The organism is Arthrobacter sp. BF1 (assembly GCF_056680215.1).
The window spans coordinates 2,890,770-2,915,823 of sequence record NZ_CM155271.1; the positions used below are offsets into that span (position 1 = coordinate 2,890,770).

Annotated in this window: 21 protein-coding genes; 6 read left to right on the forward strand and 15 right to left on the reverse strand. The window is 62.9% G+C overall.

Going from position 1 to position 25,054, the window contains the following annotated elements; genetic code table 11:
* From AC1MCD_RS13525 to fdxA, 3 genes are all read right to left on the reverse strand, one after another.
* Complete coding sequence (locus tag AC1MCD_RS13525) at positions 1 to 1,284, reverse strand: citrate synthase (protein ID WP_498672704.1); 1,284 nt, start codon at positions 1,282 to 1,284, stop codon at positions 1 to 3.
* A 228-nt stretch (positions 1,285 to 1,512) separates the two neighbouring features.
* On the reverse strand, positions 1,513 to 2,661 hold the full coding sequence (dapC, locus tag AC1MCD_RS13530; RefSeq protein WP_498672705.1) for a succinyldiaminopimelate transaminase: 1,149 nt from the start codon (positions 2,659 to 2,661) through the stop codon (positions 1,513 to 1,515).
* A 13-nt stretch (positions 2,662 to 2,674) separates the two neighbouring features.
* Positions 2,675 to 3,001 (reverse strand): ferredoxin, encoded by a 327-nt coding sequence (gene fdxA, locus AC1MCD_RS13535; RefSeq protein ID WP_190989300.1) that lies wholly within the window; start codon positions 2,999 to 3,001, stop codon positions 2,675 to 2,677.
* A 135-nt stretch (positions 3,002 to 3,136) separates the two neighbouring features.
* On the opposite strand from fdxA, the gene AC1MCD_RS13540 reads away from it, so the two are divergent.
* Positions 3,137 to 3,382, forward strand: coding sequence for a putative acetyltransferase (locus AC1MCD_RS13540; RefSeq protein ID WP_498672707.1), 246 nt, complete (start codon positions 3,137 to 3,139; stop codon positions 3,380 to 3,382).
* Between the two features lie 107 nt (positions 3,383 to 3,489).
* On the opposite strand, the gene typA is transcribed toward AC1MCD_RS13540, so the two are convergent.
* Complete coding sequence (gene typA, locus AC1MCD_RS13545; RefSeq protein ID WP_498672708.1) at positions 3,490 to 5,418, reverse strand: translational GTPase TypA; 1,929 nt, start codon at positions 5,416 to 5,418, stop codon at positions 3,490 to 3,492.
* Between the two features lie 265 nt (positions 5,419 to 5,683).
* Here typA and AC1MCD_RS13550 point away from each other — a divergent pair, with 265 nt between their 5' ends.
* Positions 5,684 to 6,541, forward strand: a complete 858-nt coding sequence (locus tag AC1MCD_RS13550; RefSeq protein ID WP_498672709.1) for an SGNH/GDSL hydrolase family protein — start codon at positions 5,684 to 5,686, stop codon at positions 6,539 to 6,541.
* Positions 6,542 to 6,608: 67 nt separating this feature from the next.
* Here AC1MCD_RS13550 and AC1MCD_RS13555 read toward each other — a convergent pair whose 3' ends face one another.
* The 5 genes from AC1MCD_RS13555 to AC1MCD_RS13575 form a co-directional block, all read right to left on the reverse strand.
* A complete protein-coding gene (locus AC1MCD_RS13555) occupies positions 6,609 to 8,315 on the reverse strand; it encodes an ABC transporter ATP-binding protein (protein ID WP_498672710.1) in 1,707 nt (568 codons plus the stop codon).
* A gap of 11 nt (positions 8,316 to 8,326) precedes the next feature.
* Positions 8,327 to 9,271: an ABC transporter permease gene (locus AC1MCD_RS13560; protein ID WP_498672711.1), complete on the reverse strand. Its 945-nt coding sequence runs from the start codon at positions 9,269 to 9,271 to the stop codon at positions 8,327 to 8,329.
* Positions 9,261 to 10,190, reverse strand: a complete 930-nt coding sequence (locus tag AC1MCD_RS13565; protein WP_255770154.1) for an ABC transporter permease — start codon at positions 10,188 to 10,190, stop codon at positions 9,261 to 9,263. The genes AC1MCD_RS13560 and AC1MCD_RS13565 overlap by 11 nt, the downstream gene beginning before the upstream one ends.
* A 126-nt stretch (positions 10,191 to 10,316) precedes the next feature.
* Positions 10,317 to 12,002 (reverse strand): peptide ABC transporter substrate-binding protein, encoded by a 1,686-nt coding sequence (locus AC1MCD_RS13570; RefSeq protein WP_498672712.1) that lies wholly within the window; start codon positions 12,000 to 12,002, stop codon positions 10,317 to 10,319.
* A gap of 274 nt (positions 12,003 to 12,276) precedes the next feature.
* Complete coding sequence (locus AC1MCD_RS13575) at positions 12,277 to 14,040, reverse strand: ABC transporter family substrate-binding protein (protein WP_498672713.1); 1,764 nt, start codon at positions 14,038 to 14,040, stop codon at positions 12,277 to 12,279.
* A gap of 181 nt (positions 14,041 to 14,221) precedes the next feature.
* Between AC1MCD_RS13575 and AC1MCD_RS13580 the strand changes: the two genes are divergently transcribed.
* Complete coding sequence (locus AC1MCD_RS13580; RefSeq protein ID WP_498672714.1) at positions 14,222 to 15,268, forward strand: LLM class flavin-dependent oxidoreductase; 1,047 nt, start codon at positions 14,222 to 14,224, stop codon at positions 15,266 to 15,268.
* Between the two features lie 106 nt (positions 15,269 to 15,374).
* Here the strand turns inward: AC1MCD_RS13580 and AC1MCD_RS13585 are convergent, their stop codons facing one another.
* Together AC1MCD_RS13585 and ychF are read right to left on the reverse strand one after the other, a co-directional pair.
* Positions 15,375 to 16,592 carry a hypothetical protein gene (locus tag AC1MCD_RS13585; protein WP_498672715.1) on the reverse strand — a complete coding sequence of 406 codons (1,218 nt, stop codon included), beginning with the start codon at positions 16,590 to 16,592 and terminating at the stop codon, positions 15,375 to 15,377.
* A 158-nt stretch (positions 16,593 to 16,750) separates the two neighbouring features.
* The gene (gene ychF / locus AC1MCD_RS13590; RefSeq protein WP_498672716.1) at positions 16,751 to 17,836 is read right to left on the reverse strand and encodes a redox-regulated ATPase YchF; all 1,086 of its coding nucleotides are present in this window, start codon (positions 17,834 to 17,836) and stop codon (positions 16,751 to 16,753) included.
* A gap of 141 nt (positions 17,837 to 17,977) precedes the next feature.
* Here ychF and AC1MCD_RS13595 point away from each other — a divergent pair, with 141 nt between their 5' ends.
* On the forward strand, positions 17,978 to 19,207 hold the full coding sequence (locus tag AC1MCD_RS13595; protein WP_498672717.1) for a DNA recombination protein RmuC: 1,230 nt from the start codon (positions 17,978 to 17,980) through the stop codon (positions 19,205 to 19,207).
* Between the two features lie 64 nt (positions 19,208 to 19,271).
* Here AC1MCD_RS13595 and AC1MCD_RS13600 read toward each other — a convergent pair whose 3' ends face one another.
* Complete coding sequence (locus AC1MCD_RS13600; RefSeq protein ID WP_190989288.1) at positions 19,272 to 20,348, reverse strand: 4-hydroxy-3-methylbut-2-enyl diphosphate reductase; 1,077 nt, start codon at positions 20,346 to 20,348, stop codon at positions 19,272 to 19,274.
* 9 nt (positions 20,349 to 20,357) lie between these two features.
* Positions 20,358 to 21,209, reverse strand: a complete 852-nt coding sequence (locus AC1MCD_RS13605) for a hypothetical protein (protein WP_498672718.1) — start codon at positions 21,207 to 21,209, stop codon at positions 20,358 to 20,360.
* A 195-nt stretch (positions 21,210 to 21,404) separates the two neighbouring features.
* Between AC1MCD_RS13605 and xseA the strand changes: the two genes are divergently transcribed.
* Together xseA and AC1MCD_RS13615 are read left to right on the forward strand one after the other, a co-directional pair.
* Positions 21,405 to 22,697 (forward strand): exodeoxyribonuclease VII large subunit, encoded by a 1,293-nt coding sequence (gene xseA, locus AC1MCD_RS13610; RefSeq protein WP_498672719.1) that lies wholly within the window; start codon positions 21,405 to 21,407, stop codon positions 22,695 to 22,697.
* Positions 22,698 to 22,710: 13 nt separating this feature from the next.
* Complete coding sequence (locus tag AC1MCD_RS13615) at positions 22,711 to 22,929, forward strand: exodeoxyribonuclease VII small subunit (protein WP_441868836.1); 219 nt, start codon at positions 22,711 to 22,713, stop codon at positions 22,927 to 22,929.
* Here AC1MCD_RS13615 and AC1MCD_RS13620 read toward each other — a convergent pair.
* Together AC1MCD_RS13620 and AC1MCD_RS13625 are read right to left on the reverse strand one after the other, a co-directional pair.
* The gene (locus AC1MCD_RS13620; protein ID WP_498672720.1) at positions 22,926 to 23,780 is read right to left on the reverse strand and encodes a polyphosphate kinase 2 family protein; all 855 of its coding nucleotides are present in this window, start codon (positions 23,778 to 23,780) and stop codon (positions 22,926 to 22,928) included. The two genes, AC1MCD_RS13615 and AC1MCD_RS13620, sit on opposite strands and share 4 nt — an antisense overlap.
* A gap of 50 nt (positions 23,781 to 23,830) precedes the next feature.
* A complete protein-coding gene (locus AC1MCD_RS13625) occupies positions 23,831 to 25,051 on the reverse strand; it encodes a pyridoxal phosphate-dependent aminotransferase (RefSeq protein ID WP_498672721.1) in 1,221 nt (406 codons plus the stop codon).
* Positions 25,052 to 25,054 lie beyond the last annotated feature (3 nt).

Here is a 25,054-nt window from a genome sequence, read left to right on the forward strand (position 1 = left end):
TTAGCGGACCGGGTAGTCACGCTCCGGCTCGCCGATGTACAGCTGGCGCGGGCGGCCGATCTTGGTGTTCGGGTCCGTGATCATTTCACGCCACTGGGCGATCCAGCCCGGCAGCCGGCCGATGGCGAACAGCACGGTGAACATCTTCTCCGGGAAGCCCATGGCCTTGTAGATCAGGCCGGTGTAGAAGTCCACGTTGGGGTAGAGCTTGCGCTGGATGAAGTAGTCATCGCTCAGCGCCTTCTCTTCCAGGCGGAGGGCGATCTCCAGCAGTTCGTCGTTCCCGCCGAGCTTGGTCAGGATCTCGTGTGCCGTGTCCTTGACGATCCTGGCCCGCGGATCGTAGTTCTTGTAGACGCGGTGTCCGAAGCCCATGAGGCGGACTCCGTCTTCCTTGTTCTTGACCTTCTCCATGTAGTCCTCGGGCTTGGTGCCGTCGGCCTGGATCTGCCGGAGCATCTTGAGCACTGCTTCGTTGGCGCCGCCGTGTGCGGGGCCGAAGAGGGCGTTGATGCCGGCCGACACGGACGCGAAGAGGTTGGCGTTTGAGGAGCCAACCAGGCGCACGGTGGAGGTGGAGCAGTTCTGTTCGTGGTCTGCGTGCAGGATCAGCAGCAGGTCAAGCGCCTTGGCGATGACCGGGTCCACCTCATACTGTTCGGCCGGCAGGCCGAAGCTCAGGCGCATGAAGTTCTCCACGAGGTTGTGGGAGTTGTCCGGGTACAGCATCGGCTGGCCGATGGACTTCTTGTGCGCATAGGCGGCGATGACCGGCATCTTGGCCATGAGGCGGATGGTGGAGAGCTCCACCTGCTCTGCGTTGAACGGGTCCAGGGAGTCCTGGTAGAACGTGGACAGCGCGGAGACGGCAGATGACAGCACGGGCATCGGGTGGGCGTCGCGCGGGAAGCCGCTGAAGAAGCCCTTGAGCTCCTCGTGCAGCAGGGTGTGGCGCCGGATCTTCTGGTCAAATGTTTCCAGCTCGGTGGGGCTGGGCAGGTTGCCATAGATCAGCAGGTAGGAAACCTCAAGGAAGCTGGAGTGCTGCGCCAGCTGCTCGATGGGGTACCCGCGGTAACGCAGGATGCCCGCATCGCCGTCGATGTAGGTGATGGCGGACGTGGTTGCTGCGGTGTTCATGAAGCCGGGGTCAAAGGTGACTGCGCCCGTCTGCTTGAGCAGCTTGGAAACGTCGTAGCCTTCGTTTCCTTCAACAACCTTGATGCGCGGGAGCTTGAGCTCGCCTCCTGCATGGTGCAGGGTTGCGCTGTTGGTCTCAGTCATGGAGTCCCCTTCATGAGGCGCTTGGGCCTCTGTCGAAAGCTTGATCCAACCGGTGAGCCGTGGCACTGTCCCTGTTCATCCAGGAAATCCAACACCCGGGCTGCCTTCTTGTAGAAAGCCACCATTGATAGTCACTTAAAAAGTACCGCCCGATGGACTGGTGGCACTAATCGGCGGCCGTCGAAATCCCCCCAAAACGCCACCTTTGTGGCGCGAGTCACATGATTGTTACGGACTCGCGGTCAGCCGGGCCACTGCTGCGTCGATGCGCTCATCGGTGCCGGTGAGCGCCACCCGCACAAAACCGTTGCCGGCGTCGCCATAGAACACGCCCGGCCCCACCACAATGCCCAAGCCAGCAAGGCGCGCCACGGTTTCCCAGGTGCCCTCCCCCGCGGTTGACCAGAGGTAGAGTCCGGCGTCGGAATCTTTGATCTCCAGCCCGAAGCGCTGCAGTGCGGGCACCAGGCGTTCACGCCGCCCGCGGTAAAGATCCTTTTGGGCGAGGACGTGGGAGTCGTCGCCCAGCGCCACCCGCATGGCTTCCTGCACCGGGTACGGCACGATCATGCCGGCATGTTTGCGGCTGTTGACGAGGCTCGCCATGATATCCGCGTCGCCCGCCACGAACGCGGCGCGGTAACCGGCCACGTTGGACTGCTTGCTCAGCGAATACACCGCCAGGAGACCCTCGTGGGACCCGCCGGCAACACGGGGATCCAGGACGCTGGGAACCTGCTCGCCCCCGCGCTGGGCGTCCCAGGAGCCCCAGCCGAGCTCCGCGTAGCACTCATCCGAGGCCACCACGGCGCCCAGTTCCCGTGCCTGCGCCACCAGCGCCTTCAGCGACTCGACGTCCCGCACGCTCCCGGTGGGATTTCCCGGCGAGTTGACCCAGATGAGGCGCACCCGGGCGCGCGTGGCGTCGTCGAGCTCGTCCAGGTGGTCCGTCGCAACCGAGGTGACCCCGGCCAGGGTGGCACCGATGTCGTAGGTGGGGTACGCCACCTTGGGGCGGACGACGACGTCGCCCGGTTTCAGCCCGAGCAAAAGGGGCAGCCACGCCACCAGTTCCTTCGATCCCACTGTGGGCATCACGTTTTTCGGATCCAGTCCCGCAACACCGCGGCGGCGGTCGAACCACGCCGCGATCGCTTCGCGCAGCCCTGCCGTGCCGTGCACGGTGGGGTACCCCGGGGCGTCAGCGGCAGCTTTGAGGGCCTCCTGGATCAGGACCGGCGTGGGGTCCACAGGCGTGCCGATGGAGAGGTTGACGGCACCGCCGGGGTGCTCCGACGCCTTGGCAAGATACGGCGCCATGGCCTCCCACGGGTAATCGGGCAGGCTCAGGCCAAAAGTGTTCACTGCTGAGGTCACCGGGGCGGCCGGCTCAGGCGTCTTGGTTCTGCGGCGGCAGGGCGGCAATCATCGGGTGGTCCTTGCCCGTGTTGCCGATCTTCGCGGCACCGCCGGGTGAGCCCAGGTCATCGAAGAACTCGACGTTGGCCTTGTAGTAGTCGGCCCATTCCTCCGGAGTGTCATCCTCGTAGTAGATGGCCTCGACCGGGCACACAGGCTCGCAGGCACCACAGTCGACGCACTCATCGGGATGGATGTACAGCGAACGCTCACCCTCATAGATGCAGTCGACCGGGCACTCCTCAATACATGCCTTGTCCTTGACATCTACACACGGCTGCGCGATTACGTACGTCACGTCCCTTGCCTCTCCACTTTGTTTCCGGCGATCGCCGGTACTTGAATCCGGCGCAATAATCCGGACTGTTGACTTCCGAGCCTATTATCTCCCAGCCCTTTCCTGCGAACCTAGCTGGCCACCTAGTATGAACTGGTGAGTCCCACCCAGCCTACGCCCCAGGAATTTTTGGCCGCTGCCACGCCCGGAACCAGGGTTGTGGTCCGGTACCGGATCGACGGCGGCCTCACCGACGCGCTGGGCCGCCTGGTGGCCACGGACGACGGCGACTGTACCGTCCGGACGCGGAAGGCCGACGTCGTGATTCCTTTGGAGCTCGTGGTCGCCGCGAAGGCAGTCCCGCCCGCGCCTGAGCGGCGCGCACGCCGCGTCCCCGACTGAACCCCGGGACTTCTGCCGAACAAGAACTTGGTTAAACAAAAACTGCCGGTACGACGGCGGTGTCCCGCCTGCCGTACCGGCAGCTTCAGTGATGCGCTAATTCAGGCTTAGACCTTGGCGCGGGCGCGGTTGGCCTTGGCACGCTCGTTGGTGTCCAGGATGAGCTTGCGGATGCGAATGGACTCCGGGGTCACCTCGACGCACTCGTCTTCACGGGCAAATTCGAGCGACTCTTCGAGGGTCAGGTCGCGCGGCGGCGTCAGGTTCTCGAAGGTGTCGGAGGAAGCTGCACGCATGTTGGTGAGCTTCTTTTCCTTGGTGATGTTGACGTCCATGTCGTCTGCGCGGGAGTTCTCGCCGACGATCATGCCCTCGTAGACCTCAGAGGTGGGCCGGACGAAGAAGGAGCCACGCTCCTGCAGGTTGATCATGGCGAACGGCGTCACAACACCTGCACGGTCTGCGATCATCGAACCGTTGGTTCGGTATTCGATCGGGCCGGCCCAGGGCTCGTAGCCCTCGGCGATGGACGCTGCGATGCCGGCGCCCCGGGTGTCCGTGAGGAACTTGGTGCGGAAACCGATCAGGCCGCGGGCCGGGACGATGAATTCCATGCGGCACCAGCCGGTGCCGTGGTTGGCCATGTTGACCATCCGGCCCTTGCGGGCGGCCATCAGCTGCGTGACGGATCCGAGGTACTCTTCGGGCACGTCGATGGTCATGTGCTCCATCGGCTCGTTGATCTTGCCGTCGATGGTCTTGGTAACTACCTGCGGCTTGCCGACGGTCAGTTCGAATCCTTCGCGGCGCATCTGCTCAACGAGGATGGCCAGCGCGAGCTCGCCACGTCCCTGGACTTCCCAGGCATCCGGGCGCTCCGTGGGGAGCACCTTGAGCGAAACGTTACCGATCAGTTCCTTGTCCAGGCGGTCCTTCACCTGGCGCGCGGTGACCTTGGCGCCCTTGACCTTGCCGGCCAGCGGGGACGTGTTGATGCCGATCGTCATGGAGATCGCGGGGTCATCCACGGTGATCAGCGGCAGCGGCTGGGGGTTGTCGACGTCCGTCAGGGTCTCACCAATGGTGATCTCCTCGATGCCTGCGACGGCAACGATTTCGCCGGGGCCTGCGGATTCCGCGGGAACACGGTCCAGTGCCTTCGTGGCCAGCAGCTCGGTGATCTTGACGTTCTTGAGCTCGCCGTTGGCGCGTGCCCAGGCAACGGTCTGGCCCTTGCGGAGGGTGCCGTTGTAGATACGGAGCAGAGCGAGACGGCCCAGGAACGGCGAGGCGTCCAGGTTGGTCACGTGTGCCTGCAGGACACCGTTCGGGTTGTAGGTGGGGGCCGGGATGTGCTCGATGATGGTCTTGAACAGCGGTTCAAGGTCCTCGTTGTCGGGAGCGGAACCATTGGCGGGCTGCTCGAGTGAGGCGCGCCCGACCTTGGCGGCGGCGTAGACCACCGGTACGTTGAGGATCTTGTCCAGGTCCAGGTCCGGAACTTCATCGGCGAGGTCCGAGGCCAGGCCCAGGAGCAGGTCCATGGATTCGTGGACAACTTCGTCGATGCGCGCGTCAGGGCGGTCGGTCTTGTTGACCAGGAGGATGACCGGCAGGTGTGCGGCGAGTGCCTTACGGAGCACAAAGCGGGTCTGGGGCAGCGGGCCCTCGGAAGCGTCGACGAGCAGAACAACGCCGTCAACCATGGAAAGTCCGCGCTCCACCTCGCCGCCGAAGTCGGCGTGGCCGGGGGTGTCAATCACGTTGATGGTGATGGCTTCACCGTTGGAGGACGGTCCGTTGTAGGCCACCGTGGTGTTCTTGGCCAGGATGGTGATGCCCTTTTCGCGCTCAAGGTCACCGGAGTCCATCACACGGTCTTCGAGGTGGTTGTGTTCGGCAAAAGAGTTGGTCTGCTTGAGCATGGCATCGACCAGTGTGGTCTTGCCGTGGTCAACGTGGGCCACGATCGCGACGTTACGCAGGTCACTGCGCGATGCAGTGGCTACCGCAGTGTTGGTGGTGGTTTCAGACATGCGTTATTGCTCGATTCAGTGTGAGTCAGCTGTTGTTTCGCCGCATTTCCAACCGGAGTCCACGACGGATTGGCCCATTAACACAGGGCGCCTTCCATTATTCTAAACGCTGCGGCCTAAGGCGCCTAAAAATCGACCAAGGGCCTACGACCGGCGGGCCCGGCAACTCTTTTGCAGGCGGTGCTGCACCGTGAGCAAAGTCACTGGATTTTCGTGACTTGATGCACCATTATTGCTGTGATACTTCAAGCCCGGAGAACCACTGATGCCAAAAGCCTCGGCTCTGTCCCGCTTAGTCGCATCGGGAATCGCTGCCGGCGTCCTCCTCTGCAGCTGCGGGCAGCCCACTGAACCCCCTGCCTCGTCCGCCACACAGGCGCCCGCGGCAGCCGCCGTCGTGCCTGCCGCCCCGGGCGCGCCCGCTGTGGCCGGTCCGGGAGCCGCGGGTGGTGCTGCCGGCGGCTACATTGCACGCGGGGCTGATCCCGAAAGCCAGCCGGCCGGTTCGGTTGTCCGTAATCCTGCCAGCGGCCGGGACGAAGTGGTGGTCCCGGACATGAGGCACACCGCCCTTCTCATCGGTGACTCACAGTCCGAACCCGCCGACGGCTGGCCGCGCCTTGGCCTGGCCGCCGTTGGCTACAAGGTCCACTTCTGCGGTCTGGGCGGAACTGGCTTTGTGGCGGCCAACGGAAAAACAGGCAACTACGTCGACGCCCTGGAGCGGGGCGACTGGAAACTCCCCTATGGAACCCCTGCCCTGATTGTCATCCAAGGCGGCGGCAACGATGCAGCCCACGGCGCAACGGACGCGCAGATAGCGGCCAACGCCGACCGTCTGATCGGAGCCCTCAAGGACCGCTACCCGAGCACCCGGCTCGCGATGATCGGAACGCTGGCCCGCGGAACAAACTATGGGGGCGGGCGGAGGGCGCAGGTGGATGCACTGCTGGGGACCCTGGCAGCCAGGCACGGCATACCGTTTGTTGCCGTGGGTGATTGGCTGACCAAGTACAACCTCGCGAAGAATCTGGCGGACGCCGTCCACATGAACGCCGCGGGCCGCAAGACACTGGGCGGGCTGCTCGGAGACAACCTTCGGAAACTTAGTCTTCAGTTGTAGACGTTAAACGCAGGAGCCGGCGCCCTTCCGGACACCGGCTCCTGCTTTCCCTGACGGGTCCTGCCGTTTAGGCCACTTCCGGCGGAAGCATAAGCTTCGCCCCGGGAATGGCGTTGAGCAGTGCCTTGGTGTAGTCCTGCTGGGGCGATTCGAAAACGTCGTCCGTGGATCCCGTTTCCACCAACTTCCCCTTTTCCATCACACACACGTGGTCAGCTATCTGCCGGACCACTGCAAGGTCATGGGTAATGAAGAGGTAGGTCAGTCCAAGGTTGGCCTGCAGGTCGGCCAGCAGATTCAGGACCTGGGCCTGGACCAGTACGTCCAGGGCGGAGACGGCCTCATCACAAATGATCACTTCCGGGTCCAGTGCAAGGGCCCGGGCAATGGCAATGCGCTGACGCTGTCCGCCCGAAAGCTCATTCGGGTACCGCTGCATGGTCGACTGGGGCAGAGCGACCTGGTCCAGGAGTTCGCGGACCTTCTTTTCGCGGCTTGCGGCATCACCAATTTTGTGGACCCGCAACGGCTCCTCGATGGTCCGGAAGATGTTGTACATAGGGTCCAGCGAACCGTAGGGGTCCTGGAAGATCGGCTGCACCCGGCGGCGGAACTTGAAGAGTTCCTTGGGTTTGAGCAGCGACGTGTCCACGCCGTCGAAAAGAATCCTGCCGTCGGTAGGCTTTTCGAGTTGCAGGACCATTCTGGCAACAGTGGACTTGCCCGAGCCGGACTCCCCCACAATCGCGGTGGTGGTCCCCCGCTTGACGTCAAAGCTCACGCCGTCGACGGCCGCAAAGTCAGTCGATTTCCCAAAACCGCTGCGCAGCTTGTAGACCCTGCGCAGGTCCTGGATCTGCAGGACGTTGTCCGCGGCAACTGCCTCGGGGGCGGGCGCCAGCAGGTCCGACGCTTCCACGCCCTGTTCCTTGGCGACCTGAATGCGTCGGCTTGCCAGCGAAGGTGCGGACTCAACCAGGCGCTTGGTGTACGGGTGCTGCGGGTTCCGGAGCAACTCCAGTGAGGGGCCAGCCTCCACAACCTGCCCCCGGTACATCACCACCACCTTGTCTGCCCGCTCGGCGGCCAGACCCAGATCATGGGTGATGAGCAGTACGGCCGTACCGAGCTCAGTGGTCATGGTCTCCAGGTGATCCAGGATCTGCCGCTGGACCGTAACGTCCAGGGCCGACGTCGGCTCATCCGCTATGAGCAGCCGCGGCTGGCAGGACAGGCCGATGGCAATCAGCGCACGTTGCCGCATGCCGCCGGAAAACTCGTGCGGGTACTGGTTGGCGCGACGGTGGGCGTCCGGGAGGCCCGCCTGGGATAGCACCTTGGCGATGTCCTCCGGGCCGCTGGGCCGCCCATTGGCCCTCAAGGTCTCCTTGACCTGGTAGCCGATCTTCCAGACCGGGTTCAGATTGGACATGGGGTCCTGCGGGACCATACCGATGGTATTGCCGCGCAGCTCGATCATCCGCTTTTCGGAGGCATGGGCGATATCCTCCCCGTCGAGGAGGATCTGCCCGCCGGACACCGCACCGTTGGCGGGCAGGAGCCCGATGGCGGCCAGCGCCGTGGTGGATTTGCCGGAGCCTGATTCGCCCACAATTGCCACGGTCTCACCGGGCATGATGGTCAGGTGCGCGTTGCGGACTGCCCGGACTTCACCGCTGCCGGTCTTGAACGTAATGGCCAGGTCGCGGATTTCAAGCAGAGGCCTCACGCCTGTGCGGCCAGCCTCTTCGATGTTGATTTCTGGAGTAATCATCTCTTTGTCTCTCATCGCTGACGGCTCTTCGGATCAAGCGCGTCCCGGACAGCATCACCGAGCATGATGAAGCTCAGCACGGTGATGGACAGCGCCGCTGCCGGGTAGAGCATGATCTGTGGATGTGTGCGGATGGATGCCTGGGCGCCCGCTATGTCATTGCCCCAGGACATGATGCCCTGCGGCAGGCCAATGCCCAGGAAGGACAAGGTGGCTTCCGCCACGATGAAGACACCCAGTTCCAAGGTGGCCAGGACAATGATCGGTGCCAGCGCGTTCGGCAGGACGTGACGGACCAGCGCGCCGAACTTCGAAACGCCCAACGAGCGGGCTGCCGTCACGAAGTCCGCATTGCGCACCTCGATCACGGCTCCGCGGGTGATGCGCGCCATTTGAGGCCAGGCCAGCAGGGAGATGACAAACACCACTGTCCAGACGCTCCTGTTTTCCCTGAACAGCGGAAGCTGGGTGATGACCAAGGCACCGAGGATCAGGGGCAGCGCGAAGAAGATGTCACCCAGGCGGGCGAGCACAGCGTCAACCCAGCCGCCGTAGTAGCCGGCGATGGCGCCGATGGTTACACCGATAACGAGCACGCACAGGACGGAAAGCACGCCCACCGAAAGGGAGGCCTGCGTGCCATGGATGACGCGGGAGTAGATGTCACAGCCCTGGAACGTGAAACCGAACGGGTGGCCCGCGGTGGGACCGCCTTCGGAGTTGGACAGTTCGCAACCGTCATTCGGTGCAACCGACGAAAAGAGGCCGGGGAAGAGCGCAACGACCACCAGCGCCACGATCAGGAGCGAGGAAATGATGAACAGCGGCCGACGGCGGAGCTTGCGCCATGCGTCCGACCACAGGCTCAGGGGTGCCTGGTCAGTCTTGACGGCATCCGTTGCAAGCAGCGGCGTCTCGTCGATGGGCGCCACGAAGTGGCTGTTATTACTGGTCATAACGGATCCTCGGGTCTAGCCAGGCATACAGGAGATCAACGAGCAGGTTCGCCACCACAAAGACCAGCACCAGGACGCTGACGATGGAGACGATGGTTGGCCCTTCGCTGCGGAGGACCGCTTGATAGAGCTTGTTGCCTACACCGGGAACGTTGAAGATGCCCTCAGTCACGATGGCACCACCCATCAGCCCGCCGAGGTTGGCGCCGAGGTAAGTCACCACCGGTATCAAGGAGTTGCGCAGAATATGTGCGATCACTACCCGCGGCCGGGACAAGCCCTTTGCGGTGGCGGTCCGTACATAGTCGGCGTTCATGTTTTCACTCACCGAAGCACGGGTCAGGCGAAGCACATAGGCAAATGACACCAAGCCCAGGACCACGGCGGGAAGCAGCAGGCTGCCCCAGTCCGCGTTGGCGCCGACCGTGGGCTTCGCCCACCCGAGTTGGACACCGAAAACCAACTGGAAGACAAAGCCGAGGACGAAGGTCGGGACGGCGATGACAACCAGCGAGGCCACCAGGACCGTGGAATCAAACCAGCCGCCGCGGCGGAGACCGGCGAAAACGCCAAAGGCGACGCCGAAGATGGCCTGGATGGCCAGTGCTTCAACCGCGAGCATGGCCGTAACCGGAAAGACCCGCGCCAGGCTGGCTGCGATGGGCTGGCCGGTGAAGTCATTACCCAGGTTGAAGGTGAAGAGGTTCTGCAGGAACAGTCCGTACTGGACCCAGAACGGCTGGTCGAGGTGGTACTGGCTGCGGAGGGTGTCAATGACGGCCTGCGGGGGCTGGCGGTCACCGAAGAGGGCGGCAATGGGGTCGCCGGGAAGGGCGAAGACCATGTAATAAACCAAAAGCGTGGTGCCGATGAAGACAGGGATCACCTGGAGGAGTCGACGCAGAATAAAGCGGACCACCGGATCACCAGCCTTCCGGGAACGAGGAGGGGGGGTTCATGAGTGCCTTCCTGCCTTACAGGACAATGGGGGCCCGGCTGACGCCGGACCCCCAATCTGCCTGACGGCAAGTTTAGATCCTAGAGACTACTTGGCGGTGATGTTGTAGTAGAGAATGCCGCCATTCCAGCCGGTCTCGGCCTTCATAACGTTGTTGCTCCACACGATCGGCCGCGCCTGGTCCCAGAGCGGCAGGCCCGGAAGGTCCTGGAACAGGACTTCCTGTGCCTGGTTGAACTTCGCGTTCGCCTCTTCGGTGGTCTTGGCGGCGAGGCCGTCCTTGAGCAGCTTGTCGAACTCAGGGTTCGAGTACTTCTCGTAGTTCGAGGATGCGCCCGTGGCCCAGACAGGTCCGAGGAAGTTGTACAGCGACGGGTAGTCGCCCTGCCAGCCCGCGCGGCTCAGGCCGGGGAGCTGCTGGGACTTGCGAAGGTTCAGGACCTCGGCAAACTTGGCGAACGGCTGGATTTCAGCCTGGATGCCAAGGTTGTTCTTGAAGCCGTTGGCTACAGCATCGATCCATTCCTTGTTGCCGCCGTCAGTGTTGGAGGCAATCTGGAGCGGCTTCGAGCCGTCGTACGGCTGGATCTTGTCAGCCTGGGCCCACAGGTCCTTGGCCTTGGCGGCGTCAAACTTCAGTACTTCGCTGCCCTTGAGGTCGGCTTTGAAACCGTCGATGACCGGGGGCGCGAAGGCCTTGGCCGGGGTGCGGGTTCCGTTGAAGACCACCTTGGCGATTTCCTCGCGGTTGATGGCGTAGGACAGTGCCTGGCGGCGCAGCTTGCCGGCTTCACCCTGGAAGTTCGGGTTGTAGCCCGGGATGTTCAGCGTGGAGTCGGTGGCGACGGCCTTGGTGGAGTTACGGTCCGGGAAGTCCGTGGTGTAAGTCTTCAGCGCGTTGGACGGAAGGACGTCGGTGACGTCGAGGTTGTCCGACTGCAGGTCCGTGTACGCGGGGCCCGGATCGGTGTAGAACTTGAAGGTCACGCCGCCGTTCTTGGAACCGCGGGGACCTTCGTAGTCAGCGTTCTTGACGAGCGAGATGGACTGGTCGTGAACCCACGCGCCAGCTTTTTCCAGCTTGTAGGGACCGTTGCCCACCGGGTTCTCACCGTAGGTCTTCGGGTCTGTAAGAGCTGCTGAAGGCAGCGGGTAGAAGGCGGAGTAGCCCAGGCGCAGCGACCAGTCAGCTTCAGGCTGGGCCAGCTTCACCGTGATGGTGGAGTCGTCGGTGGCCTTCAGGCCGGACATGGTCTCGGCGGTAGGAGCCGGCGTGGTGGTGGTCTTGCCGTCCGCCGCCTTCGCTGTGGTTACAGCCGAAACATCCTCATAGCCTGCGATGGATTCGAAAAAGAATCCGTTGTTCTGCAGGTTCTTGGAGTTCGCTGCGAAGTTCCAGGAATCCACGAATGTCTTGGCCGTGATGGCTTCACCGTTGGTGAACTTGTGGCCCTGCTTGACCTTGATGGTCCAGTTCTGGGCGTCACTCGACTCAATGGACTCTGCCAGCGCGTTGACCGGCTTGCCGTCGGCATCGTAGCTGCGGAGGCCTTCGAAGAGCAGTTCGACAACGCGGCCGCCGTAAACTTCGTTCGTGTTGGCCGGCAGCAGGGGGTTCTGAGGTTCGTTGCTGTATGCGGTGATGACCTTGTTGGGGTCACCGGCAGATTGGCTGGCACCGTCATTGCTGCCGCCTCCAGCGCCGCAGCCGGTCAGGGCTAAGGCAGCGATCGCCACCATGCCGAGTGCTTTGGAAGTGCGCGTGAAACGCATTCCGCCTCCTATGAGTTGTGGGAGATGTTCAGGGAATCTTTTGCTCCCCGGCAGGCTCGTCGCAGAATTACACTGTGACGCTGCCCATGTACGAGTAGCCTAACCGCACAAAGTCCAAATACTGGTACACCGTTGCCAAACCGTAATCAGTTAACCGCCGATAACTAGCCTGTACCCGAAAGTTGCGCAAGTCACATGCTACTCGTTGGTAGGACTGAGGACGAAATCGGCTCTGGCTGCGCTCACTCGGCGTTCGGAAAGCCCGCTCCCAGGCCTACTTCAGGCGCCACTCCCACACGTTCCACCACACGCCCAGCGGGCCGGAACTGGGCGCAATACCGGTCACACGGTTGCTGTATGCGACTGTTCCGATGGTCTGGTAGAGCGGCAAGCCGTAGTCGTTTTGCCACACCCGCTTGTCGACGTTGGCCATCAGTTCGTCCTGTTTTCCCAGGTCCGTGGTGCCCGCCAGTTCTTCCATGGCTTTGTCTGCTTCGGAGTCGGAGAACCCGTTGAAGTTGCTGCCCCCGCCGGTCTTGAAGATCTGGGGGACGCGGCTGACACCTACACCGGGACCGATCCAGCCCAGGATGGCAGCGTCGTAGGTACCGGTACTGAGCGCTGCTACCCAGTCGGAACTGCCGAGGCCCCCGTCTTCAACGGTGAAGCCGGCGGCCCGGGCTGACTCCCGGATGAGGGAAAAGGCCCGTGCGCGGTTGGGATTGTCTTTGTTGTAAAGGATCCGGACTGTCGGGGCAGTACCGCGGAGCTGCGAGGTAGCGCCTTGGATGTCCATTTTTGAATACACAGCGGATCCGTTGTTCTTGACGGTCTCCGCGTACTTGGGATGGGACGGAAGGAAAACGTGCGAGTCCAGCGGTTTCGCGTCACCCACCAGGCCGCCCACCACGTCCTTGACGATCTCCTGCCGCGGAACGGTCTTGAGGAACGCCTCGCGGACATCCCTTTCGGCGAAGGGGCCGGTGAACTTCAGGTCAAGGTGGTCATAGCCTGACTGGTTGTACCGCTCCACAGTGTTCCCCTGCGCAGCCAGCCCATCGAAAAGGCCTTCGGTGCCGGCAGAGGGCTGCGGGGCGATGACGTCTGCCTGCCCCGTGCGGAGGGCCGCCGCGGCGGCACCGGCGGCCCCGGTGAAGCGCACGGTGATCTCATCCAGATAGGGCTCGGCACCCCAGACGTAATCCTTGTTCCGGACAAGTGTGATGGAGGCGTCCGGAACCATGTCCCGGACAATGTACGGGCCGCTGGACAGATACATCGCAGGGTCCTGCGGCAGTGTCCTGGTGTCGAAGCCGGTGTTCCAGAAATCGCTGACGCGCTTCAGCGGGGCATTCACCGCGGGGCGGTCTACGTCGCCGCGGGGCGAGTCCTTGAGCAAATCGATGAGGTCGCCTTCGTCGTTCAGGCCGCTTTTGGCGGCGACAACGTGGGCCGGAAGGCCGACGTCGAACGCCACTTCCCAGTCCGCGTACGGCGAAAGGTACTCGAGGGTTATCGAACGGCCGTCACTCCCGATCTCCGGCGGCGCGGTGGCCGCCAGGCCGGTCCTATCGGAAGCTGCAGAAAAGTAGGTAGTGCCGGTTTTTGCCTTGGCGTCAGCGTCGTTGAAATAGCCTGAACCCGCCGCCCACGCCAGGAGGAGGTCCCCGGCGTCCACTGCGTCGCCGTCGGACCATTTGACACCCTCGTTGACGGTGTATTTTACCTTCAACGGCCTGTCCGACACCTTTTCATACCGGCCGAACTTCTCGTTGCGGACCACCTTTTCGGTGTTGTCCACGTAGTAGAAACCCGAATGGGTGATGTGGCCGATCTTGGTGTTGATGTCCGTGTTGCCTGCCGCACTGAACGGGTTGAAGGAGGTAAAGGCGTTCACCTCGGCCACAGTGACGCTGCCGCCACGTTTTGTCTCACCCACCACCACGGGCGCGGCTCCCCCGGAGCCGGAGCATCCTGAAATGACCAGTGCCACAGCCACGGCCCCGGTAGTGACCTGAATCAGACGCCTCAGCGGCATTCCGTCTCCTTTGCCAGTTCCGGAATCAGACGTTGACGCGGAACGTGATTTTTCTACCCACACGCCGTTGAGTCTCTTTGTTTTCATTGAATTCTAACGGTTCCAGGAGTGGGCCCCGGAGCAAGGTCTGCCTCCCGCATATCATGAGGATCAGCCGTCAACCGATCCCTGAAGGAAGCCCATGCCCCAGTCTTCACAGCCGTTACGCAAGCTTGGATTCCTCACCATCGGCCTGTTCGATCCGGCGGATCCGGCTGTGGGGCACGAATCGACGTTGCAGGTCATCGAACTGGGTGAGCGGCTTGGGTTCGACAGCGCCTGGCTGCGCCACCGCCATCTGCAGTTCGGCATCTCCTCCCCCATTGCGATCATGGCCGCGGCCAGCCAGCGCACCTCCCGGATCGAGCTTGGAACAGCGGTGACCCCGATGGGCTGGGAAAACCCGCTGCGCCTGGCCGAGGACCTGGCCACCGTGGATCTTCTCGCCGGTGGACGAATCAATCCGGGCCTGAGCGTGGGTGAACCAATGCACTATGACACGGTGAAGCACGAGTTGTACCCGGATTCCGGCGAACTGGAGGACTTCAGCTACGGACGCGTGGACCGGCTCGCCCGTTTGATTGCAGGGGAACCGGTCCGGGAGTTTTCCGGCAAGCAGGGTGTCGTTGAGGAATTCTCCAACCGCGTTGAGCCGCACTCTGCCGGGCTGCGTGACCGGCTTTGGTATGGGGCGGCAAGCAAGAAGTCCGCGGTGTGGGCCGGGGAAAACGGATTCAATCTGCTCTCCAGCAGTGTGATCTTTCCCGAAGCGCATGAGGAACCAGTGTTTGCCGAAATCCAGCAATCACAGATCCGGGCCTACCGTGAAGCTGCCGCAAAATCAGCCCAACCGCACGGATCAGGCCGGGTCTCGCAAGGGCTGGTAGTGATCCCGACCGACTCGGCTTCGGCGAAACAGCGGGAAAAGTACCAGCGATACGTCGACGAACGCACACCCCGGACCCGGACGCCGCAGGGGCCACGAGGCATGCTGTTCGCCGCCGATCTCATTGGCACCAGTGATCAGATTGCCGAACAGCTGTATGCCCACGCGGGGTTCCAGGAAGTCGACGAGGTGGCGTTCGCGCTCCCCTTCAGCTTCGACCATGAGGACTATGTCCAGATCCTCACCGACATCGCCACCAAATTGGGCCCGGCACTGGGATGGAGTCCGGCAACGGTTGAGTAGTACCGCTTTAGGTAGTTCCGACAACACGGAACCGCGCCCGGCTGTACCAGGACGCGGTTTCCGCAGAAACAAGAGTCGGCATTCTCCTTAGGAAGTGTGCTGGCGACTACTCCTCAGCAAGGATCTCAGGGTGACTTTCATCGGAGAGGCCTTCGCTTTGCGAGCTGTTCCCGTCTGCTTGTTTTTTCTTTTTTGACTTAAACAATGCCGTGACGTTAGACCCGACGGTGCCCGCTGTTCCGGCAATTGCGCCACCCACGCTTTTGGCCTTCGATAGTGCCTGTGACGTGTCAAGAAGGCTCTCGTCCAGGGTAGAGGCTGAGCGGAATTTGTCCGCCGCTCTAGAAGCGGTTCCCTTAATCGTTGAGCTAACGTCCACGAACGTATCCACAACAGCTTGTGTCCTATTAGGCGCCATTTCGTCGGCACGTTTCACTGCCGCGAGATAGGCCTCCGCATCTACATTCGGAGGCGGAAGTTCCCTGAGATGCATCATGAGCCGTTTCGACTGAGCCTTGAGAGTGACGAACGTGAGGCCTCCCGACACCACTCCCCCCACCACCGGAACCACCTTGCTCACAGTCTTGGCGAAACTCTGCTTGGTTACCTGCACTCCGATAATCCGTAGTGTCTGCTTCATTGGCAGATACCACGCAGTTTTAGTCAGAGCCACGCTCGCAATCTTTTTTTGGACGGCAGGACGGGCAACCTGAACGGCAAAGAGACTGACCGAGGTCGACGCGCCGCCGACCCCCATCATGACGCCGAGGAACGCTGCAAGCATGCCCAACGTTTCATCATCGATGTCCTCAATATCGTTCAGGAACGATTGCCACCCATAGATGTAGGCGACTTTTTGCATAACCCTGAAGGCGTGAACGTAGAACTGAGTGATGTCGGCAGGCACTGTTCCGATCATTGCGAAACCGCCCGGTAGGCCAGCGGCAAATGACAGAGCCGTGGATTTTCCAGTCTCGAAGTCAATAGCGCTTGCGGCGATTTCATCAAGCATGACCAGTGAAATTCCTGCTACCGCCGGGTTCTCTCGGATAGCCCTGTCGATCTCTGTAGCGCCGACACCTCTTTTGTGAAGTTCTGCGTTGAGGAACTGCGCCCTGTCGATGCGCACCCCACGCAGACGTATGATCCTTTTCAGGAATGCGATGGCGAATTCCTGTGCTTCCCCATCTTGTTCATCCATCATGGCCATGAGGCTCGGGTTGGTTCCTTCGTCCACGTTAGGACCTTCATTGTCTACCTCGAGGATGACCCGAAGTTCCTCCACGGAAATCGGTTCTATGCCCTTATCGTTCTCATCGCTCACAGTGCACGTCATCCCCATCGTTCTAAAGTTATCCCTGGCCATGACGATGATAACCGCACTGGATGCAGTAGCTAGGGCAGGCCGGCACCTGCAAATACAGCGAAGCCCCGCTGCGGAAGAACCGGAGGGGGGCCGAGATGCTGCTGCCAGGGCTGTAGCTAGACGTTGAAGCGGAACTCCACCACGTCGCCGTCGGCCATCACGTACTCTTTGCCTTCGATCCGGACCTTCCCGCGGGACTTGGCTTCCGCCATCGAGCCGGCCTCGACCAGGTCGTTGAAGGAAACCACTTCAGCTTTGATGAAACCGCGCTGGAAGTCCGAGTGGATCACACCGGCTGCCTGCGGTGCGGTGTCGCCCTGGTGGATGGTCCAGGCACGGGTTTCCTTGGGACCGGCCGTGAGGTAGGTCTGGAGGCCCAGTGTGTGGAAGCCGACGCGGGCCAGCTGGTCAAGGCCGGACTCGTCCTGGCCGTTCATCTCCAGCATTTCGCGGGCCTCTTCCTCGTCCAGCTCAACGAGGTCGGACTCGAGCTTGGCATCGAGGAAGATGGCGTCCGCCGGGGCCACCATGGCCCGCAGCTCGTCCTGCTTCTCCGGGCTGCCCAGGATGCCTTCGTCAGCATTGAAGACGTAGATGAACGGCTTCGCGGTCAGGAGGCTGAGCTCCTTAAGGTGCTCCATCTCCAGCTTGTCGCTCTTGATCGAGGAGAAGATGGTGTCGCCGCGTTCCAGGACCGTCTGGGCTGCCTTGATGGCTGCCAGCTCCGCTGCGTCCCGCTTCTTGATCTTGACTTCTTTTTCGATCCGCGGAATGGCGTTTTCGATGGTCTGAAGGTCGGCCAAGATCAGCTCGGTGTTGATGGTCTCCATGTCCGAGCGGGGATCCACCTTGCCGTCAACGTGGATGACATCGGGATCATCAAACACGCGGACCACTTGGGCGATGGCTTCGGCTTCGCGGATGTTGGCCAGGAACTTGTTGCCCAGGCCTTCGCCTTCGGACGCGCCCTTGACGATGCCGGCGATGTCCACAAAGGACACCGGCGCGGGCAGCAGGCGCTGGGAGCCGAAGATCTCCGCGAGCTGCTTGAGCCGGGGATCCGGCAGGTTAACGACGCCCACATTCGGTTCGATGGTGGCGAACGGATAGTTCGCCGCCAGCACCTGGTTGCGGGTCAGTGCGTTGAAAAGGGTTGATTTGCCGACGTTGGGCAGTCCGACGATGCCAATAGTAAGAGCCACGAGCATTGATTCTACCGGTTGCGGCACGCGCCGGTCCCAGCGGGTCCGACGGCGACGCGGACCGGTGCCGAGGTTTGCCGGAACACCCGGTGGAATATGTCGCTTCCGTAAAATGTCAGAGGGCCATGCCACAGTGAGGCTATGGATGCTTTAGCCCTGATTCTTGCCCTGTTGATGCTGTTGCTCGGCGCCCTCGCGGGCGCCGCCGCCACTTACCTGTTCCTTCGCCGGCGCACCAACGCACTGGAAGAAGATTTCGACGCCGTCTCCGCGCGCCTTTCGGAGGTCAACGCCCAGTTCGCAGCGGCCGACGCCGAGCGCCGGCTCCTGGGCGTGCAGAACCGGGAGCTTGGGGAGTCCCGCAGCCAGGACGGCAACGTCCTCCGCGCCCTCGCCCCGGTGGCGGAAAAACTGACCGCAGTACAGCAGCAGGTAGCACTGCTTGAGCGGGACCGCCTCGAGCAGTACGGCCAGCTCGCGCAGCAGCTTCAGGAGGCCCGGCTGTCCGATGCCCAGCTGATCCGGTCCACGCATGCCCTCGAATCCGCACTCCGGTCCAACAGCGCCCGCGGCCAGTGGGGCGAGGTGCAGCTGCGCCGGGTGGTGGAAGCGTCGGGAATGTTGAAGCACGTGGACTTCCTGGAACAGGTCCACAGCGCTGGCGGCGACTCGACAATCAGGCCGGACCTGGTGGTGCAGCTTCCCGGTCAGAAGCAGCTCGTGGTGGATGCGAAGGTGCCGCTGTCCTCGTATCTTGAAGCCCAGGAGCTGGGCTCCGGACCAGGTCCGGACCCCGCCACCGTCACCAGTCTCGGCGCGAAGGGCCAGGCATCCCAGCAGGCGCTGCTCGCCGCCCACGCAAAAGCCCTGCGCGCCCACGTCGACGCGCTCAGCAGCAAGAAATACTGGGACATCCCCGGTAACTCCCCCGAGCTGGTGATCTGCTTCCTGCCGGCAGAATCCATTCTGGCGGCAGCACTCATGGCGGACGCGACGCTCCTGGACCATGCGTTGTCCCGGAACGTGGTCCTTGCCTCGCCGAGCACGCTGTTGGCCGTGCTCAAATCGGTGGCCTTCACATGGCGCCAGGATGTGCTGACGGACAATGCGCGCGAACTGTTCGATCTCGCCCGCCAGCTTTACGAACGCATGGGAACCCTGGGCGAGAACGTGGGGAAGCTGGGGTCGTCCCTGAAATCGTCCGTGGACCGTTACAACTCCTTGGTCGGCACCCTCGAGGCGCGGATCCTGCCCACCGCCCGGAAACTCAACGCCATGGACGCGTCAGGACTGCTGACCCCTGCAGCGCTGGAGGTCACGCCGCGTTCGTTGGCTGCCCCGGAGCTTCAGCAGGATGACGAGGCAGCCTGATGGCCGCGGGCCCGACAGAGTCAGCCTGACAGCGGCGGCCTCCCCCGGGAGGCCGCCGCGGCCGTCAGTTGCGGGACCGGCGCCCGCCGAGGGCGCGGCTGACGTCGCCGGCTTCCTTCAGGGTGGCCCGGAGTTCCTTGGGCAGGGAGAAGAGCAGGTCCTCTTCTGCGGTGACAACTTCCTCCACCGAGCCGTAGCCGTAGTCCGCGAGCAGGCGCAGGACATCGGTGACCAAAACTTCGGGAACGGACGCACCCGAAGTGACGCCCACTGTGGCGACGCCTTCAAACCAGGCCTCGTCAACTTCATTGGCGAAGTCCACACGGTAGGAAGCCTTGGCACCATACTCCAGGGCAACTTCGACGAGCCGGACCGAGTTCGAGGAATTGGCTGAGCCCACCACAATGACCAGGTCGGCCTGCGGCGAGATCTTCTTAATGGCCACCTGACGGTTGGTGGTGGCGTAGCAGATGTCATCGCTGGGCGGATCCTGCAGGGTGGGGAACCGATCCTTGAGCAGCCGGACGGTCTCCATCGTCTCGTCGACGCTCAGGGTGGTCTGGGAAAGCCAGATGACCTTTTCGGGATCCCGGACAGTGACCTTGTCCACTTCGTGCGGGCCGTTGATGATCTGGATGTGTTCCGGGGCTTCGCCGGCAGTACCTTCAACTTCCTCGTGACCATCATGGCCGATCAGGAGGATATCGAAGTCGTCCTTGGCGAACCTGACGGCTTCCTTGTGGACTTTCGTCACCAGGGGGCAGGTGGCGTCGATAGTGCGCAGGCCGCGGTCCTCGGCGGACTGGACGACGGCGGGCGACACACCGTGCGCGGAGAAGATCACGAGGGCGCCTTCAGGCACCTCATCGGTTTCGTCTACAAAGATGGCGCCCTGCGCCTCGAGCGAGCTCACCACGTGGACGTTGTGCACTATCTGCTTGCGGACGTACACGGGCGGGCCATAGTGTTCCAAGGCCTTTTCCACTGCAATGACGGCCCGGTCCACACCGGCGCAATAGCCGCGGGGAGCTGCGAGCAGGACCTTCTTGGGGCCCGTCACCGGCGCTGCGGCAGATACTTCCTCAGGCGAGCGCCGCCTTCGCGGGACAGTTGGCATCGAAAGGGAAACTGAGGAGGTCATGCCTCCATGCTACCGGTTGGGGCGTCGCGGCCCCGGCGAAGCGACCCTGGTCACAAGGCCGGCAACGAGGAGCACACCGCCCGCGATGAGGGTTCCCGTGACCCATGATCCAAAGCTCGTGGAAGCCGCCGCCACAAACTCGTTCTTGAACATGTCCGCAACCTCGTTTCCGCTGGCCGTCCGCAGCACCGTATCGCGCGCAATAGTGGAGCCCAGAGTCCACAGGCCGGCCAGCACCAGCGCCCCGAAGCCCACGCAGAACAGCACCGACCACTTCCGGCGGGCGGCAACCAAAGCCAAGGCAAACGCGATTCCAGCCCCGATGGCCAGCGGATAGCCCAGCGGAGCGTAGGCGGTCAGGCCCGCGATCATCTGGCGCTGGTCCGAATGCCCGACGTTGATCAACGTTTGCTCCGGAGCGTCCAGCGGCAGCCCGGTTGTGCGCGAGATCTCCCCCATCGCCAGCGCCACCAGGGGTGCAACGTCCAGGGTAAGGGACGACGACGAGTCCGCTTCGGGAGGCAGTGACGCCGGGTCCGTAAAGCTGAGCCGGTGGCTCTTGCGCAGAGTTTCCTCCCAGGCCGCAGGATATCCGGGCAGCTTTGTCAGGGAGTCGGCCGCCGCTTCCAGCACGGGCCTGACCAGACCGGCCAGCGCGTCCGGTACGGCGCCGGTGTCGATGGTGCCCACAGTGGCGGCCGCGAGCCGCTGCTGGAACCCGGCGTCTTGGCCGAGCGGTGCAGCCAGCGCCACGAAGCCGTCCTCCTGGACCATGTTGCGGTCAGCCCAGATCGCCGGAATTGCCACGGCGGACAGCAGGAGGCCCAAGACGGCGGCAACGGCTGAGACAAAGGTGCGCAAAACAGGTCCTCACTGGTTGGCGGCGGCAAAGCCATCATAGGACTGGTTCCTGGACGGTGGATGTCAGTCCCGGGTGGTACAGCTTATGGATAAGGTTGAATGACAGCCGCCAACAACCATATCCATAAGCTGTACCTGCACTTGCCGAACAAAGGACTGCCATGCCTCCAGCTACACCTATCCGGAGCAGCGCGCATGTCTGAACAGGCTGCCCTCCCAGGCACCGCGGCCACGACTCTTCCTGCCACGGCTGCTGAAACCACCCCGGACAATCCTTGGCCTTTGCAGCTGCTGTCCCAGAAACTTAAGGTCCATATCGACCGCGCGCCGGCAGCCTGGGTGGAGGGCCAGGTCATCGAAATGAACCGCCGCGGCGGCAACGCCTACCTGACACTCCGGGACGTGGACGCTGAAGTTTCCCTGCCGGCGTCCGTCTGGACGAAGGTCCTCGACCGCCAGAACATGCCGCTGGAACGCGGCTCCCGCGTGGTGGCCCTGCTCAAGCCGGAGTTCTGGCTGAAGACCGGCCGCCTCAACATGCAGGTCCGGGACATCCGGCCGGTTGGCCTGGGCGACCTCCTGGCCCGCATCGAACGCCTGCGCCAGGCCCTCGCCGCAGAAGGACTCTTTGCCGATTCCCGGAAGAAGCCGCTCCCGATGCTCCCCCACAGGATCGGGCTGATCACCGGGCGCGACTCGGACGCCAAGAAGGACGTCCTGCAGAACGCGGCATTGCGCTGGCCCGCTGTCGAATTCGAAATCCGTGAAGTCGCCGTCCAGGGCAACACCGCGGTGTCCCAGATCATCCGCGCGCTTCGGGAGCTGGACGGCCGCGAGGACGTGGACGTCATCGTCATCGCGCGGGGCGGCGGCGCCCTGGAGGACCTGCTGCCGTTCAACAGCGAGGAACTGATCCGCGCAGTGGCCGCAGCGGCCACTCCTATCGTCAGCGCCATCGGCCATGAGGCCGACCGGCCGCTTCTCGACGACGTCGCTGACCTCCGCGCGTCAACGCCCACCGATGCTGCGAAACGGATCGTGCCTGACGTTGCCGAAGAACTGGCGAGCGTGCGCCAGGCGCGGGAGTACCTGCGCCGGTGCATCGGCAGGCTCGTGGAACGCGAGACGGACCGGCTGGCCTCACTTCACTCCCGGCCTGTCCTTGCCAGCCCCGAGGGGATGGTCACCGTGCGCGCGGAGGAAGTGGAGCGGCTCCTGAGGCGATCATCGGCGGCCGTCAGCTCTACAGTGGTGCGGGCAGCTGACCAGCTGGTGCATCTGCAGGCCCAGGTGCGTTCACTGTCACCTCAAAAAACCCTCGACCGGGGCTACGCCGTGGTGGAACTCGCCGACGGCCGGCCCGCCCGGGCCACGGAAGCCGCTGGCCATGCAGTAGTCCGCCACCCTTCGGAGGCGCCGGCCGGAACCGCGCTTTCCGTGCGGGTCGCCGATGGCCAATTCGGTGCAACATCCACCGGGGAACTTTAACAAGGAGAAGCACATGCCCGAGACGAAGCATGATCCCGAAATCGACGCCCTGAGCTACGAGGAAGCCCGCGAGCAGCTGGTCCTGGTGGTAGGCAAGCTGGAGGCAGGCGGCGCCAGTCTTGAGGAATCGCTGGCGCTGTGGGAACGGGGGGAAGCGCTGGCCAAGCGTTGCGAGGAGTGGCTGGAGGGCGCCCGCAAGCGCCTCGCCGCCGCCCGCGACCAGCCCCTCTAGGAGCGTTCCACCAGCTCACGTTCAACCGGGACGTCGAACTCCGCTTTCGGCCAGTCCAGCTTCATCTCAGACAGCGCACCCAGCACCAGTTGCTGCACCGCGATCCGGGCATACCATTTCTTGTTGGCCGGAACCACATGCCAGGGAGCATGGTCCTTGCTGGTCTCATCGAAAGCGGCCTGGTAGGCATCCATGTAATCCTGCCAGAAGGCCCGTTCCTTCAGATCTCCGCTGCTGTACTTCCAGTGCTTGGCGGGGTCGTCCAGCCTGGCCAGGAGCCGCGCCTTCTGCTCATCCTTGCTGATGTTGAGCATCACCTTGAGGATCTTGGTGCCCGCGTCGGTCTGCCGCCGCTCAAATTCGTTGATGGCGCGGTATCGGCGTTTGATTTCGTCGGGCGTCGCCCAGTTGTGGACCTTGTGGATGAGAACATCCTCGTAGTGCGAGCGGTCGAAGATACCCACCATGCCCGCCGCGGGGACGGCCTTCTCAATACGCCAGAGAAAGTCGTAGGACTTCTCCTCGTCCGTGGGCGCCTTGAACGCCTTGAACTGGACACCCTGCGGGTCCATGGTGGCCATGACATGGTTAACGATCCCGCCTTTGCCTGCCGTGTCCATGGCCTGCAGCACCAGGAGGATGCGTTTCCTGCCGCCGAACCGGGACTCAGCAAACAGGGTTTCCTGTAAATCTGAGAGCTTTCCGTCCAGATCTGCCAGGAGCGCTTCCCCATCGGCTTTATTGCCGCTGTAGCCGGGGGTCGCGCCAGGATCAGCGCTGGCAAGGGAAAAGCCCTTTCCCACCTTCAGCGTGTCGGCGGGATGCTTCTCAAATTCAACGATTCCGGCCACGGCGGTCCCTTCCCGATCGCTCCGCGCGCCAAGAAGCGCGTCACCACAGGCTAGTTCCCTTTGTACCGGCTCAGGAAGTCCCCCATGCGGTTAATGGCCTCCTCGAGGTCCTTCACCAGCGGCAGGGTAACCATCCGGAAATGGTCCGGGCGGACCCAGTTGAAGGCCCGGCCGTGCGAGACCAGGATTTTCTGCTCACGCAGCAGGTCCAGGACGAACTTCTCGTCGTCGCGAATCTGGTAAACCTCTGGATCGAGTTTCGGGAAGAGATACATGGCACCCCTGGCCTGCTGCGTGCTGACCCCGGGAATGGCGTTGAGCATGTCGTAGGCCTTGTTGCGCTGCTCAAGCAGGCGTCCGCCCGGCAGGATCAGGTCGTTGATGCTCTGGTAGCCCCCGAGCGCCGTCTGGATGGCGTGCTGGGCCGGAACATTCGCGCATAGGCGCATGTTCGCAAGCAGGCTGATGCCCTCGAGGTAGTCCGCGGCATCCTTTTTTGGCCCGGAAATGGCCATCCAGCCGGCACGGTAGCCGCAGACGCGGTAGGCCTTGGAGAGTCCGCTGAAGGTGAGGCAGAGGACGTCGTCGCCCGTCAGCCCGGCAAGGTTGATGTGCACGGCGTCTTCGTACAGGATCTTTTCGTAGATCTCGTCGGCAAAGATCACCAGGCCGTGCTTCTCGGCGAGCGCCACGATTTTCTTCAGCGTCTCTTCCGGGTAGACGGCACCGGTGGGGTTGTTGGGGTTGATCACCACGATGCCCTTGGTGCGGGGCGTGATCTTGGCTTCCATGTCCTCAAGGTCGGGCTGCCAGCCGGATTCCTCATCGCAGAGGTAGTGCACGGGCTTGCCGCCGGCGAGAGCGACGGAGGCAGTCCACAGCGGGTAGTCGGGCGTCGGGATGAGAACCTCGTCGCCGGCGTCGAGCAGTGCCATCAGCGACATGGTGATCAGTTCGCTGACACCGTTGCCCAAGTAGATGTCGTCCACGTGGATGTTCTGGATTCCGCGGGTCTGGTAGTACTGCGAGACGGCGGTGCGGGCCGAGAAGATGCCCCGCGAGTCGCTGTAGCCCTGGGCATGCGGCAGGTGGCGGATCATGTCCACCAGGATGGCGTCCGGCGCTTCAAATCCAAACGGGGCCGGGTTTCCGATGTTCAGTTTGAGGATCCGGTGACCCTCCGCCTCCATCTGCTGGGCGGCCTGAAGAATCGGTCCACGGATGTCGTAAAGGACGTTGCGAAGCTTGGTGGACTGCTTGAATTCTGCCATTCA